Annotated in this window: 10 protein-coding genes; 7 read left to right on the top strand and 3 right to left on the bottom strand. The window is 51.5% G+C overall.

All coding sequences use genetic code 11. The annotated features are described in order from the left end of the window. Positions 1-4: 4 nt before the first annotated feature. From yehI to ACJHWR_RS12855, 7 genes are all read left to right on the top strand, one after another. Positions 5-3,661 (top strand): DUF4132 domain-containing protein YehI, encoded by a 3,657-nt coding sequence (gene yehI / locus ACJHWR_RS12885; protein ID WP_023141839.1) that lies wholly within the window; start codon positions 5-7, stop codon positions 3,659-3,661. Positions 3,662-3,721: 60 nt separating this feature from the next. Next, on the top strand, positions 3,722-4,042 hold the full coding sequence (yehK, locus tag ACJHWR_RS12880) for a protein YehK (protein WP_000636920.1): 321 nt from the start codon (positions 3,722-3,724) through the stop codon (positions 4,040-4,042). 575 nt (positions 4,043-4,617) lie between these two features. Then, entirely contained in the window at positions 4,618-5,706 is a 1,089-nt protein-coding gene (locus ACJHWR_RS12875) for an ATP-binding protein (protein WP_012311965.1), read from the top strand. A gap of 10 nt (positions 5,707-5,716) precedes the next feature. Beyond that, positions 5,717-7,996 carry a DUF5682 family protein gene (locus ACJHWR_RS12870; protein ID WP_001294440.1) on the top strand — a complete coding sequence of 760 codons (2,280 nt, stop codon included), beginning with the start codon at positions 5,717-5,719 and terminating at the stop codon, positions 7,994-7,996. Next, positions 7,989-9,125, top strand: coding sequence for a VWA domain-containing protein (locus ACJHWR_RS12865; RefSeq protein WP_012311939.1), 1,137 nt, complete (start codon positions 7,989-7,991; stop codon positions 9,123-9,125). Before ACJHWR_RS12870 ends, ACJHWR_RS12865 begins: the two co-directional genes overlap by 8 nt. Further along, a complete protein-coding gene (locus ACJHWR_RS12860) occupies positions 9,122-11,122 on the top strand; it encodes an SWIM zinc finger family protein (RefSeq protein ID WP_233336627.1) in 2,001 nt (666 codons plus the stop codon). Before ACJHWR_RS12865 ends, ACJHWR_RS12860 begins: the two co-directional genes overlap by 4 nt. 124 nt (positions 11,123-11,246) lie before the next feature. Next, the gene (locus ACJHWR_RS12855; RefSeq protein WP_001296231.1) at positions 11,247-11,708 is read left to right on the top strand and encodes a YehR family lipoprotein; all 462 of its coding nucleotides are present in this window, start codon (positions 11,247-11,249) and stop codon (positions 11,706-11,708) included. Positions 11,709-11,748: 40 nt separating this feature from the next. Here ACJHWR_RS12855 and ACJHWR_RS12850 read toward each other — a convergent pair whose 3' ends face one another. From ACJHWR_RS12850 to btsS, 3 genes are read right to left on the bottom strand one after another with little or no spacing between them, the layout of a single operon-like run. Beyond that, on the bottom strand, positions 11,749-12,219 hold the full coding sequence (locus ACJHWR_RS12850; protein WP_012311821.1) for a DUF1456 family protein: 471 nt from the start codon (positions 12,217-12,219) through the stop codon (positions 11,749-11,751). A gap of 46 nt (positions 12,220-12,265) precedes the next feature. After that, positions 12,266-12,985 carry a two-component system response regulator BtsR gene (gene btsR, locus ACJHWR_RS12845; RefSeq protein ID WP_012311742.1) on the bottom strand — a complete coding sequence of 240 codons (720 nt, stop codon included), beginning with the start codon at positions 12,983-12,985 and terminating at the stop codon, positions 12,266-12,268. Then, positions 12,982-14,667: a two-component regulatory system sensor histidine kinase BtsS gene (gene btsS, locus ACJHWR_RS12840; protein WP_001334139.1), complete on the bottom strand. Its 1,686-nt coding sequence runs from the start codon at positions 14,665-14,667 to the stop codon at positions 12,982-12,984. Before btsS ends, btsR begins: the two co-directional genes overlap by 4 nt. Positions 14,668-14,696 lie beyond the last annotated feature (29 nt).

Below are 14,696 nucleotides of genomic sequence, written 5' to 3'. Positions count from 1 at the left end.
GAGCATGGACAAGGAATTACCGTGGCTGGCGGATAACGCGCAACTGGAACTGAAATATAAAAAGGGTAAAACACCACTCAGCCATCGCAATTGGCCGGGTGAACCGGTGCCTGTTATCACTGAAAGCATCATCCAGACACTGGGTGATGAATTGCTACACATTGCTGAGAAGAAAAAAAACATTGTCTGGCGTTATGATAATTTTTCACTGGAGTGGCAGTCCGCCATCACGCAGGCCATCAACTTGATCGGCGAACACAAACCCTCAATCCCGGCCCGGACAATGGCGGCGCTAGCCTGTATCGCGCAAAATGATAGCCAACAGTTACTCGACGAAATCGTCCAACAAGAGGGACTGGAATATGCGACTGAAGTGGTGATTGCACGCCAGTTTATTGTACGGTGTTATGAGAGTGATCCTCTGGTAGTAACATTGCAGTATCAGAAGGAGGACTATGGCTATGGCTATGGCTATGGCTATGGCTATGGTTATCGCTCAGAAACCTATAACGAATTCAATCTCCGACTGCGTAAGCATCTCTCTCTGGCAGAGGAAAGCTGCTGGCAGCGTTGCGCCGACAAACTCATTGCCGCACTGCCAGGACTACCCCAAGTTCGCCGTCCTTTTATTGCACTCATCCTCCCGGAAAAACCAGAAATCGCCAATGAGTTGGTAGGCCTTGAATGCCCGTGGACTCATTTTCATTCTAAGGAGTGGTTAAAAGTTGTTGCTACTGACCACAGGGCAGTGGGAAAACTCGAACGCTACTGGAGCCAGGATATATTTAGCGATCGCGAAGCCAGCTACATGTCGCATGAAAACCACTTCGGCTACGCGGCCTGCGCCGCCCTTTTGCGCGAACAAGGAATTGCAGCCGTTCCACGCCTCGCGATGTATGCCCATAAAGAAGATTGCGGTAGCCTGCTGGTACAAATTAACCATCCGCAGGTCATCCGCACCCTGCTGTTAGTTGCTGATAAAAACAAACCCAGCCTGCAACGTGTGGCTAAATACAGTAAAAACTTCCCCCATGCGACGCTTGCCGCACTGGCAGAGCTTCTGGCGTTAAAAGAACCGCCTGCACGCCCTGGTTATCCAATCATCGAAGACAAAAAGCTGCCTGCACAGCAAAAAGCTCGAGATGAATACTGGCGTACGCTGTTACAAACGCTGATGGCATCGCAGCCACAACTGGCAGAAGAGGTGATGCCGTGGTTAAGTACTCAAGCCCAGGCAGTGCTGAATAGTTATTTATCGGCACCGCCCAAAACGGTTATTGATAGCACCGATAACATCCAAATGCCTGAAATCCTCGTTTCACCACCGTGGCGTAGTAAGAAAAAAATGACAGTTCCACGTCTTGATTTGGCACCGTTCGAATTAACGCCGCAAGTTTACTGGCAACCAGGCGAACGAGAGAGGCTTGCCGCCACTGAGTCTGCCCGTTATTTCAGCACGGAATCTCTTGCGGAACGCATGGAACAAAAAAGTGGACGAGTTGTATTACAGGAGCTGGGTTTTGGAGATGATGTATGGCTGTTTTTGAATTATATACTCCCCGGAAAACTGGATGCTGCACGCAATTCACTCATTGTTCAGTGGCATTACTACCCAGGGCGGGTTGAAGAGATCATGAATGGCTGGAGCTCCCCGGAAGCTCAATTAGCAGAACAGGCGCTTCGCAACGGTCACGTAGAAGTGTTAATTAACATATGGGAAAATGACAGCTACTCACGCTATCGTCGGGAAAAGAGTATCTGGAACCTGTATTTATTGGCGCAGTTGCCGCGTGAGATGGCTTTGACTTTCTGGCTACGTATCAATGAGAAAAAGCATCTGTCTGCGGGTGAGGACTATTTTCTCAGTATCTTCGGATTGGATGCTCTACCAGGTCTGCTGTTGGCTTTTTCACATCGTCCAAAAGAAACATTTCCATTAATTTTAAATTTCGGCGCAACAGAACTGGCCCTGCCCGTTGCCCGCGTCTGGCGACGTTTCGCGGCGCAGCGTGATCTGGCTCGCCAGTGGATTTTACATTGGCCGGAACATACAGCTACTGCACTTATCCCTCTTGTCTTCACCAAATCCAGCGATAATAGCGAAGCTGCATTACTTGCCCTGCGTTTACTTTACGAACAGGGACATGGCGAATTACTGCAAACCGTGGCAAACCGCTGGCAGCATACAGATGTATGGCCTGCCCTGGAGCAATTACTTAAACAGGGTCCAATGGACATTTACCCGGCACGCATTCCCAAAGCCCCTGATTTCTGGCATCCGACAATGTGGTCCAGACCGAGACTTATCACGAATAATCAGCCTGTTACCGATGATGCTCTGGAAATTATCGGCGACATGCTGCGCTTTACCCAGGGCGGACGTTTTTATTGCGGGCTGGAACAACTGAAAACGTTCTGCCAGCCACAAACGCTGGCAGCTTTTGCCTGGGATCTCTTCACCGCGTGGCAACAAGTTGGCGCCCCCGCAAAAGACAACTGGGCATTTCTGGCGTTAAGTCTCTTCGGTGACGAAAGCACGGCTCGGGATCTGACAACACAGATCCTCGCCTGGCCACAGGAAGGCAAATCTGCCCGTGCCGTCAGTGGCCTGAACATACTTACTCAGATGAATAATGATATGGCGCTGATACAGCTGCATCATATATCGCAACGGGCGAAATCCCGCCCCTTACGTGATAACGCGGCGGAATTTCTTCAGGTGGTCGCAGAAAATCGTAGGCTAAGCCAGGAACAGTTAGCGGACAGATTAGTCCCAACACTGGGTCTTGATGATCCGCAGGCGTTGAGTTTTGATTTTGGTCCACGGCAATTTACCGTTCGCTTTGATGAAAACCTTAACCCGGTTATCTTTGATCAGCAAAACGTTCGCCAGAAAAGCGTTCCCCGGTTGCGCGCCGATGACGATCAACTGAAAGCGCCCGAGGCACTGGCCCGACTAAAAGGGCTAAAAAAAGATGCGACTCAGGTGAGCAAAAACCTGCTCCCGCGTCTTGAAACGGCCCTACGCACCACCCGACGCTGGTCGCTGGCAGATTTTCATACTCTGTTTGTTAATCATCCCTTTACCCGCCTGGTTACTCAGCGATTAATATGGGGCGTGTATCCGGCAAATGAACCGCGTCGTTTACTCAACGCCTTTCGTGTGGCCGCAGAGGGGGAGTTCTGCAATGCACAAGATGAGCCCATTGACCTGCCTGCGGATGCTTTGATTGGCATTGCCCACCCGTTAGAAATGACAGCAGAAATGCGCAGTGAATTTGCACAGCTTTTTGCCGATTACGAAATTATGCCGCCTTTTCGCCAGTTGACGAGGCGCACAGTGCTGCTCACGCCTGACGAGTCAGCCAGTAACAGCCTGACTCGCTGGGAAGGTAAATCCGCTACCGTTGGGCAACTTATGGGAATGCGATACAAAGGCTGGGAGTCAGGCTATGAGGACGCATTTGTCTATGACCTGGGCGAGTACCGGCTGGTCCTTAAGTTTTCATCCGGTTTTAACCACTACAATGTTGATAGCAAAGCGCTAATGAGCTTCCGTTCTCTTCATTTATACCGTGACAATAAATCTGTCACTTTTGCCGAACTTGATGTGTTTGATTTGAGTGAAGCGTTAAGCGCACCCGACGTCATTTTCCATTAAACCACAGCGGGCAGTGATGCGACTGCCCGTTATTAACACGACCTGCCACCGGGAAAAGCGATGATCGTGCAAAAAGAGCTGGTCGCTATTTATGATTATGAAGTCCCTGTACCTGAAGATCCGTTTTCCTTCAGACTTGAGATCCATAAATGCTCTGAATTATTTACAGGTTCCATCTACCGGCTGGAGCGATTCCGGCTACATCCAACATTTCATCAACGTGATCGAGAGGATATCGACCCGCTAATAAATGATGCGTTGATTTATATAAGAGATGAGTTTATTGATGAGCGAAAATTACGGGGCGAATCACCAGAAATGGTAATAGCCATTTTTAATCGTGAACTACAGAATATATTCAACCAAGAAATAGAAAAATAGCTTTATTAAAGAGGGAGACGGTATTCCCCCTTAGATGCGTTTCAATTTGCCCGTTACTTCAACAAATCAATCAACCGTAACAGAGCCACTAATAACTCCAGTACGGCAATGAGCACAGTTAACTTTTGTGTCAGCGTGTCCATCCGCTCTCCTTATTAAGGAGCGCAACACCAGCACCTTACCCTTACACTGCCTGTCGATACTGGTTTACGTATGTTGGACCACGATGTTGCACTCCGGATCAGGGCACTACCTGCGGCACCACCCGTCCGGTAGCCATGACTTGAAATGGGTTCGATCCGGCGCAACGTCCCAACAGTCAGGATTATAAATCTCATTATCTTAATTGCAACGGGGTCCACCGATGGTTATAATTCGTTCGTTGGAACACGATGTTGCACAGGCTGCGGCGTTGGGCCTGAAAATAGTAAATAAAAGAACCTGCCTCACCAGCAGGTTTTTTTATTTACTGTGATCTGCTTTCCAGATATTTTCCGCTCAAACAACTAATGCGCCAAACATTTATTGCGCGTAAAATATCGTTTATTTCATTAATACATTTCAGGGATGAATATATGTCACCGCAGAATAATCATCTGCAGCGTCCGCCTGCCGCTGTGTTATACGCCGATGAACTGGCAAAATTAAAACAAAATGATCACGCACCTTGCCCACCCGGTTGGCAGTTAAGTTTGCCTGCGGCCCGTGCTTTTATCCTTGGCGATAGCGCGCAAAATATTAGCCGTAAAGTGGTGATTAGTCCCTCCGCTGTCGAACGTATGTTAGTCACTCTTGCCACCGGGCGCGGTTTGATGTTGGTGGGGGAACCTGGCACCGCAAAATCTCTCCTGTCTGAATTACTGGCAACCGCTATTAGCGGCGATGCCGGGTTAACCATCCAGGGCGGCGCATCTACCACCGAAGATCAAATCAAGTACGGCTGGAACTACGCCCTGCTTATCAACCATGGTCCGTCAACGGAAGCACTGGTCCCTGCCCCGCTTTACCAGGGAATGCGCGACGGCAAAATCGTCCGTTTTGAAGAGATAACGCGTACACCGCTGGAAGTACAAGACTGTCTGTTAGGTATGCTTTCTGACAGGGTGATGACGGTGCCGGAACTCACCGGTGAAGCCAGTCAGCTCTATGCGCGGGAAGGCTTTAATATTATTGCCACTGCCAATACACGCGATCGCGGCGTCAATGAGATGAGTGCCGCGCTAAAGCGTCGCTTCGATTTTGAAACCGTCTTTCCGATTATGGATTTCGCCCAGGAGCTGGAACTGGTCGCCAGTGCTTCGGCGCATTTGCTGGCCCATAGCGGTATTCCGCATAAAGTGCCTGACGCGGTACTGGAGTTACTGGTCCGCACCTTCCGCGATCTGCGTGCCAACGGCGAAAAGAAAACGTCAATGGATACACTAACAGCGATTATGTCCACCGCTGAAGCCGTTAACGTGGCCCATGCTGTGGGTGTCCGCGCCTGGTTTTTAGCGAATCGCGCGGGGGAGCCTGCCGATCTGGTGGACTGCATTGCCGGAACCATCGTCAAAGATAACGAAGAAGATCGCGCACGTCTGCGCCGTTACTTCGAACAACGTGTCGCTACACATAAAGAAGCTCACTGGCAGGCTTATTATCAAGCTCGCCACCGCCTGCCGTGAGGAAAGATGCATGAGCGAGCCGTTAATTGTCGGCATCCGGCATCATAGTCCGGCCTGCGCCCGGCTGGTGAAATCGTTAATCGAAAGCCAGCGGCCACGATACGTGTTGATTGAAGGCCCGGCTGATTTTAATGACCGGGTAGACGAACTGTTGTTAGCCCACCAGCTTCCGGTAGCTATTTACAGTTATTGCCAGTATCAGGACGGTGCAGCCCCCGGGCGTGGTGCCTGGACGCCATTTGCTGAATTTTCGCCGGAGTGGCAGGCGCTACAAGCCGCACGTCGTATTCAGGCACAAACTTACTTCATCGATTTGCCTTGCTGGGCACAAAGTGAAGAAGAGGACGATTCGCCTGATATGCAAGAGGAAAGCCAGGCCTTGCTGCTGCGTGCCACCCGCATGGATAACAGCGACACCCTGTGGGATCACTTGTTCGAAGATGAAAGCCAGCAAACTATATTACCCTCTGCACTGGCGCACTATTTTGCACAACTGCGGGGCGACGCCTCCGGCGATGCACTCAATCGTCAGCGCGAAGCCTTTATGGCCCGCTGGATTGCATGGGCGATGCAGCAAAATAATGGCGACGTATTAGTCGTCTGCGGAGGCTGGCACGCTCCGGCACTGGCAAAAATGTGGCGCGAATGCCCGCAAGAAATTAACACGCCAGAATTGCTCTTACTGGATGATGCCGTTACAGGTTGCTATCTCACGCCCTACAGTGAAAAGCGCCTTGATGTGCTGGCAGGATACCTTTCAGGAATGCCTGCCCCGGTCTGGCAAAACTGGTGCTGGCGGTGGGGCTTGCAGCAGGCAGGTGAACAACTGCTGAAAACGGTTCTTACCCGTTTGCGCCAGCACCACTTGCCTGCTTCAACAGCGGATATGGCTGCCGCTCATCTGCATGCGATGGCACTGGCACAGTTGCGCGGTCATACACTACCGTTACGCACTGACTGGCTGGATGCCATAGCAGGCTCGCTGATTAAAGAAGCCCTGAATGCGCCGTTGCCGTGGAGCTATCGCGGCGTTATTCATCCCGATACCGATCCGATTCTGCTAACGTTGATAGACACATTAGCGGGTGACGGATTCGGTAAACTTGCCCCTTCTACGCCACAACCGCCTCTGCCAAAAGATGTCACCTGCGAACTGGAACGTACCGCAATCTCTCTTCCGGCGGAGCTTACCTTAAATCGCTTTAACCCCAATGGACTAGCGCAAAGTCAGGTGTTACATCGGCTGGCAATACTGGAGATCCCAGGGATTGTACGCCAGCAGGGAAGCACACTGACACTTGCAGGTAACGGTGAAGAACGCTGGAAATTAACCCGCCCGCTTAGCCAACATGCGGCATTAATTGAGGCCGCCTGCTTTGGTGCCACACTCCAGGAAGCCGCACGCCATAAATTAGAAGCCGATATGCTGGACGCGGGTGGAATCGGCAGTATCACCACATGTCTTAGCCAGGCGGCGTTAGCGGGTCTGGCGTCCTTCAGTCAACAATTACTGGAGCAACTTACATTATTAATCGCCCAGGAAAATCAGTTTGCCGAAATGGGCCAGGCGCTGGAAGTGCTATATGCCTTATGGCGGCTGGATGAAATTAGCGGTATGCAAGGCGCGCAGATATTACAAACGACGTTATGCGCGGCTATCGATCGCACGCTGTGGCTGTGTGAATCTAACGGCAGACCGGATGAAAAGGAGTTTCACGCTCACCTGCATAGCTGGCAAGCGCTTTGCCATATCCTGCGCGATCTACATAGCGGCGTTAATTTACCCGGCGTTTCTCTTTCTGCGGCGGTAGCCTTACTGGAGCGACGCAGTCAGGCGATTCATGCCCCGGCGCTGGATCGCGGCGCGGCTCTTGGCGCACTAATGCGTCTGGAACATCCCAACGCCAGTGCCGAAGCGGCGCTGACGATGCTGGCGCAGTTATCCCCGGCACAATCCGGCGAGGCGCTGCACGGTTTGCTGGCGCTGGCCCGCCATCAACTGGCCTGTCAGCCGGCATTTATCGCCGGTTTCAGCAGTCATTTAAATCAACTGAGTGATGCCGATTTTATCAATGCCCTGCCCGATTTACGCGCGGCGATGGCCTGGCTACCACCACGAGAACGCGGGACACTGGCGCATCAGGTGCTTGAGCATTACCAGCTCGCACAGCTTCCCATTTCAGCGCTGCAAATGCCGTTGCATTGTCCACCGCAAGCCATTGCACATCATCAACAACTCGAACAGCAGGCACTGGCATCGCTGCAACACTGGGGAGTTTTCCATGTCTGAACTGAACGATCTTCTGACCACCCGTGAGCTACAACGCTGGCGATTAATTCTTGGCGAAGCGGCAGAAACGACCCTTTGTGGGCTGGATGACAATGCCCGGCAGATAGACCACGCGCTGGAGTGGCTGTACGGGCGCGATCCTGAACGGCTCCAGCGTGGTGAACGCTCTGGTGGATTAGGTGGCTCAAATCTCACCCCCCCTGAGTGGATCAACAGTATTCACACGCTGTTTCCGCAACAGGTGATTGAGCGACTGGAAAGCGATGCCGTACTGCGCTACGGCATTGAAGATGTGGTGACGAATCTCGACGTGCTGGAACGTATGCAGCCTTCGGAAAGCCTGCTACGCGCCGTTTTGCACACCAAACATCTGATGAATCCCGAAGTGCTGGCTGCCGCCCGCCGGATAGTGCACCAGGTTGTTGAAGAAATTATGGCTCGACTGGCAAAGGAAGTTCGTCAGGCTTTTTCTGGAGTACGCGATCGCCGTCGCCGCTCATTTATTTCACTGGTGCGAAACTTTGATTTCAAAAGTACTCTGCGCGCCAACCTGCAACACTGGCACCCGCAACACGGCAAGTTGTATATCGAATCCCCCCGCTTTAACAGCCGCATTAAACGCCAAAGCGAACAATGGCAACTGGTCTTACTGGTTGATCAAAGCGGATCGATGGTTGACTCGGTGATCCACTCTGCGGTGATGGCGGCCTGTTTATGGCAGTTACCCGGCATTCGTACCCATCTGGTGGCGTTTGACACCAGCGTCGTTGATCTCACGGCAGACGTTGCTGATCCGGTAGAGTTATTAATGAAAGTACAACTGGGCGGCGGGACCAATATCGCCAGTGCCGTGGAGTATGGTCGGCAACTTATTGAACAACCAGCAAAAAGCGTCATTATCCTCGTGAGCGATTTCTATGAAGGGGGTTCATCATCATTGCTGACGCATCAGGTGAAAAAGTGTGTCCAGAGCGGCGTCAAAGTGCTGGGACTGGCGGCGCTCGATAGCACCGCAACACCTTGCTATGACCGCGATATGGCCCAGGCGCTGGTTAATGTCGGCGCACAAATAGCTGCCATGACACCGGGCGAACTGGCGGCCTGGCTTGCGGAGAATCTTCAGTCATGAATTCACTACGTCCGGAATTATTAGAACTGACGCCGCAGGCCCTGACGGCGTTAAGCAATGCCGGTTTTGTTAAACGCAGTCTTAAGGAACTGGAAAATGGCAACGTCCCGGAAATCAGCCATAAGAACGGCGCTTTAATCGCCACCTTCAGTGACGGTGTCCGTACCCAGCTGGCGAACGGTCAGGCACTGAAAGAGGCTCAATGCAGCTGCGGGGCCAGCGGCATGTGCCGCCATCGCGTGATGCTGGTTTTAAGTTATCAGCGACTTTGCGCCACCACCCAGCCTACGGAAAAAGAAGAAGAGTGGGATCCGGCAATCTGGCTAGAAGAACTGGCTACCCTTCCCGATGCCACCCGCAAACGCGCGCAGGCGCTGGTCGCTAAAGGCATCACCATTGAGTTGTTCTGTACGCCGGGCGAAATTCCCTCTGCCCGCTTACCGATGAGCGATGTACGTTTTTATTCCCGCAGCAGCATTCGTTTCGCACGCTGTGATTGTATTGAAGGAACACTTTGCGAACATGTTGTGCTGGCAGTACAGGCCTTTGTCCAGGCCAAAGCGCAGCAAGCAGAATTTAACCATTTAATCTGGCAGATGCGCAGCGAACACGTCACATCATCTGACGATCCGTTTGCCAGCGAAGAGGGCAACGCGTGTCGTCAATATGTTCAGCAACTAAGCCAGGCATTATGGCTGAGCGGCATCAGCCAGCCGCTTATTCATTACGAGGCCGCTTTCAGCCGCGCGCAGCAAGCGGCGGAACGCTGCAACTGGCGATGGGTGAGTGAATCGCTACGGCAATTGCGCGCCAGCGTTGATGCCTTCCACGCCCGCGCCAGCCACTACCATGCCGGAGAATGCTTACGTCAGCTTGCGGCATTAAACAGTCGATTAAATTGCGCACAAGAGATGGCGCGGCGCGACAGTGTTGGTGAAGTTCCTCCTGTGCCGTGGCGCACGGTCGTTGGCGCTGGCATTGCCGGAGAAGCAAAGCTTGATCATCTGCGGCTGGTGTCTTTAGGTATGCGTTGCTGGCAGGATATTGAGCAGTATGGTTTACGCATCTGGTTCACCGATCCCGACACCGGCAGTATTTTGCATCTTTCGCGTAGTTGGCCGAGAAGCGAACAGGAAAATTCACCGGCAGCGACGCGTCGGCTGTTTAGTTTTCTGGCTGGCGCACTGGCAGGTGGGCAAATTGTTTCACAAGCAGCAAAACGCAGTGCCGATGGCGAACTGCTATTAGCTACCCGCAACCGCTTGAGTAGTGTTGTGCCGCTGTCGCCAGACGCCTGGCAAATGTTGAGCGCGCCATTGCGCCAGCCGGGCATTGTGGCTTTGCGTGAATATTTACGCCAGCGTCCCCCCGCCTGCATACGACCACTCAACCAGGTCGATAACTTATTTATTCTGCCAGTCGCTGAGTGTATTTCACTCAGTTGGGATAGCAGCCGCCAGACACTGGATGCGCAGGTAATCAGCGGCGAAGGTGAAGATAACGTGCTGACATTATCCCTACCAGCCTCTGCCTGTTCGCCCTTTGCTGTTGAACGCATGGCGGCGCTTTTGCAACAAACAGACGACCCCGTGAGTCTGGTTTCTGGCTTTGTCAGCTTTGTAGAGGGGCAATTGACACTGGAACCACGGGTGATGATGACAAAAACCCGCGCCTGGGCGCTGGACGCAGAAACTGCGCCTGTAGCACCGCTACCTTCTGCCAGCGTTTTGCCTGTGCCGTCTACCGCTCATCAGTTGCTGATGCGCTGCCAGGCGTTACTTATTCAACTGCTCCATAACGGCTGGCGCTATCAGGAACAGAGTGCTATTGGTCAGGCAGAGTTGCTGGCGAATGACCTCACCGCGGTGGGTTTTTATCGGCTGGCACATGTGTTGGGACAATTTCGTAATACAGAAAGCGAGGCACGGGTAGAAGCAATGAATAACGGTGTTTTGCTTTGCGAACAATTATTCCCCATGCTTCAGCAACAAGGATGAAATAGTGCTTTTTATTAAGAGTTCTACTCCTGTTCCGGACTGCTCACGCCACAGTATTAGGCATATCCTATATAGCCCCTGGTGAGAGTCACCAGTTCCTTGATTAAATAAAATGGAGTTTTACATGAAGGCTTTCAATAAGCTGTTTTCCCTTGTTGTTGCATCTGTTCTGGTTTTCTCTCTTGCTGGCTGCGGTGACAAAGAAGAATCAAAGAAATTCAGCGCCAATCTGAACGGCACTGAAATTGCCATTACCTATGTCTACAAAGGTGACAAGGTGCTTAAGCAATCTTCTGAAACCAAAATTCAATTTGCCTCCATTGGTGCAACCACCAAAGAAGATGCCGCCAGGACACTTGAGCCGTTAAGCGCCAAATACAAAAACATCGCGGGTGTTGAAGAAAAATTAACCTATACCGATACCTACGCGCAGGAAAACGTGACTATTGATATGGAAAAAGTGGATTTTAAAGCCCTGCAGGGTATTTCAGGAATCAACGTTTCTGCTGAAGATGCCAAAAAAGGTATCACTATGGCGCAAATGGAACTGGTGATGAAAGCCGCTGGTTTTAAAGAAGTGAAATAATCTGTCGGCGGCCATGTTTCGCATGGCCGCCATACCCGTCTTAGCTTTTCTTCACATGCTGGCGCGCTGCCAGTCCACGCAGAAAATAACGTAAAAATTGATCGCCGCATTCGCGGAAGTTTTTATGATCCGGTGCACGCATCATCGCCGTAATTTCCGGCATCGAAACGCGGAACTGCTGTTCGGTGAGGATTGCCAGAATGTCATCGGTTTTAAGCGAAAACGCGATGCGTAATTTTTTCAGCACGATGTTGTTATTAATGCGACGTTCCGGCTCCAGTGCCGGAGCAGACTCATCCTTGCCGCGTTTTTCATAAATCAGGCCATTGAGGAATGACGACAAAACAATGTCCGGACAACTCTGAAAACCCTCTTCGTCTTCTTTACGTAGCCAGACGGCGATCTGTTCCGCGGTGGCTTCGACATTACCCAGCGCCAGAATACGCACCAGGTCATTATTATTGGCTTTCAAAATGTAGCGCACGCTGCGCAGAATATCGTTACTTAGCATGAGGCCTTCAGGTGTTGATGAGGCAAAAAGCCATTTTAGCAGTCTTTTACAGGCCAATCGCCTCTTTTAAGCTTTTCAGATAACGGCGGCTGACCGGCACGGTTAAGCCATTACGCAAAATCAACTCGGCCTGGCCGTTATCTTCCAGACGAATCTCCTGTAAATGCGCGAGGTTAACCAGATACTGACGATGGCAGCGCAGTAATGGTGTACGACTTTCCAGGGTACGTAATGTCAGTTCGGTAAAGCCCTCTTTCCCTTCGTGACTGGTAACGTAGACACCGCTCATCCGACTGCTGACAAATGCCACATCTTTCATTTGCAGCAAATAAATCCGACTATGCCCCGTACAAGGGATAAATTTCAGCGCCTGTTGATTTTCCGGTAACAGCGAAACATCCTGCTTGCTGCGCTCCTGACGCAATCGCGCCAGCGTTTTCTCCAGTCGCACTTCATCAATTGGCTTCAGCAGATAATCAAAGGCATGTTCTTCAAAGGCTTTAATGGCGTATTCGTCAAACGCGGTGAGAAAAACAATATACGGGCGATGTTCCGGGTCGAGCATCCCCACCATTTCCAGACCACTGATGCGCGGCATCTGGATATCGAGAAACAGCACATCCGGGCGCAGTTTATGCACCGCGCCGATCCCTTCTACGGCGTTTGAACACTCTCCAACGATTTCAATATCGCTCTGCTCCTGCAAAAATACGCGCAGGTTCTCCCGTGCTAACGGTTCATCATCGACAATTAAGACTTTAATCATGCCTCGTCCCTCCATGGTAGTCGTAACGTTATTCGGGTGTAACTATCAGGCTCACAGGCGACGCTTATCCCATAGTCATCGCCAAACCGTTCACGTAAACGCTTATCCACCAGATTCATCCCCAGCCCACTGGCATTGGTTACCGGTTGATACAAACCTGCATTGTCTTCGATCTCCAGCATCAAATGTTGCCCCTCACGTCGGGCGCTGATTGCCACTCGCCCTGTATCCAGCAGTTGTGATGTCCCATGTTTAATGGCGTTTTCCACTATCGGTTGCAGGGTAAACGCGGGCAATTGCTGCTGGGATAATTCTTGCGGAATAGCAATGTTGACCTGCAACCGCGACTGGAAGCGCGCCTTTTCAATTTGCAGATAAGCGTTCACATGTTCAATTTCGTCGGCGAGAGTAACAAACTCCGAAGGCCGCTTTAAGTTTTTGCGGAAAAAAGTGGAAAGATACTGCACCAGCTGGCTGGCCTGTTCGCTGTCGCGGCGGATCACCGCTTTAATGGTGTTAAGCGCATTAAACAAAAAATGGGGATTCACCTGGGCGTGAAGCAGTTTGATCTCTGACTGGGTGAGCATCGCTTTTTGCCGCTCATATTGCCCGGCGAGGATCTGCGCCGAAAGCAGTTGCGCAATCCCCTCGCCCAGCGTGCGGTTGATTGAACTGAATAAACGGTTTTTGGCTTCATACAATTTGATGGTACCCATCACTCGCTGATTTTCACCACGCAACGGAATGACCAGCGTCGACCCCAGTTTGCATTGCGGATGCAAAGAGCAACGGTAAGGCACTTCGTTGCCATCAGCGTAGACCACTTCACCGGTTTCAATCGCTTTTAAGGTATAAGTTGAAGAAATCGGTTTGCCGGGTAAATGGTGGTCGTCACCAATTCCGGTAAAGGCCAGCAATTTCTCTCGATCGGTAATCGCGACTGCACCAATATCCAGCTCCTGATACAGCACCTGTGCCACTTTCATGCTGTTCTCTTCGTTAAACCCCTGGCGCAAAATGCCTTCCGTCGAGGCCGCCACTTTCAGCGCAGTGGCAGAAAAAGCCGAAGTGTATTTTTCAAACATCGCGCGTTTATCGAGCAATATACGCATAAACAGTGCCGCGCCGACGGTATTGGTGACCATCATTGGCGCAGCAATATTACTCACCAGACGCACCGCATCTTCATAAGGTCGGGCGATCGCCAGGATGATCAACATTTGCACCATTTCAGCGACGAACGTGACGGCACCGGCGGTAATGGGGTTAAAGACTTTATCAGTGCGCCCGCGACGGATCAGGATGCTGTGTACCAGGCCGCCGAGCAATCCTTCAACGATGGTCGAGATCATGCAACTTAGCGCGGTCATGCCCCCCATCGAATATCGATGTAACCCGCCGGTCAGACCAACCAGCCCACCGACGACCGGACCGCCGAGTAAGCCGCCCATTACCGCGCCTATCGCACGGGTATTGGCAATAGAATCGTCAATGTGCAACCCAAACCAGGTGCCCATGATGCAGAAGATGGAAAAGACGATGTAGCAGAGAAATTTATGCGGCAGACGAACCGTGACCTGCATTAGCGGTATGAATAATGGCGTTTTACTCATTAACCACGCAATGACTAAAAAAACGCACATCTGCTGAAGCAGCAGCAACACCAGATTAAAATCGTACATACCCGCAAACCACACTTCCCTTTAAAACG

Source organism: Escherichia sp. WS568, from assembly GCF_046486085.1.
GTDB lineage: Bacteria > Pseudomonadota > Gammaproteobacteria > Enterobacterales > Enterobacteriaceae > Escherichia > Escherichia coli.
The sequence above is the reverse complement of the archived record's forward strand: the minus strand, read 5'-3'. Positions and strand labels throughout refer to the sequence as shown.

Bases quoted from the DNA above. Each gene is read 5' to 3' on its own strand.
- yehK (WP_000636920.1), top strand. From the start codon at position 3,722: ATGATCGTGCAAAAAGAGCTGGTCGCTATTTATGATTATGAAGTCCCT.
- ACJHWR_RS12855 (WP_001296231.1), top strand. From the start codon at position 11,247: ATGAAGGCTTTCAATAAGCTGTTTTCCCTTGTTGTTGCATCTGTTCTG.
- ACJHWR_RS12850 (WP_012311821.1), bottom strand. From the start codon at position 12,219: ATGCTAAGTAACGATATTCTGCGCAGCGTGCGCTACATTTTGAAAGCC.
- btsS (WP_001334139.1), bottom strand. From the start codon at position 14,667: ATGTACGATTTTAATCTGGTGTTGCTGCTGCTTCAGCAGATGTGCGTT.
- ACJHWR_RS12860 (WP_233336627.1), top strand. From the start codon at position 9,122: ATGAATTCACTACGTCCGGAATTATTAGAACTGACGCCGCAGGCCCTG.
- yehI (WP_023141839.1), top strand. From the start codon at position 5: ATGGACAAGGAATTACCGTGGCTGGCGGATAACGCGCAACTGGAACTG.
- btsR (WP_012311742.1), bottom strand. From the start codon at position 12,985: ATGATTAAAGTCTTAATTGTCGATGATGAACCGTTAGCACGGGAGAAC.
- ACJHWR_RS12865 (WP_012311939.1), top strand. From the start codon at position 7,989: ATGTCTGAACTGAACGATCTTCTGACCACCCGTGAGCTACAACGCTGG.
- ACJHWR_RS12875 (WP_012311965.1), top strand. From the start codon at position 4,618: ATGTCACCGCAGAATAATCATCTGCAGCGTCCGCCTGCCGCTGTGTTA.
- ACJHWR_RS12870 (WP_001294440.1), top strand. From the start codon at position 5,717: ATGAGCGAGCCGTTAATTGTCGGCATCCGGCATCATAGTCCGGCCTGC.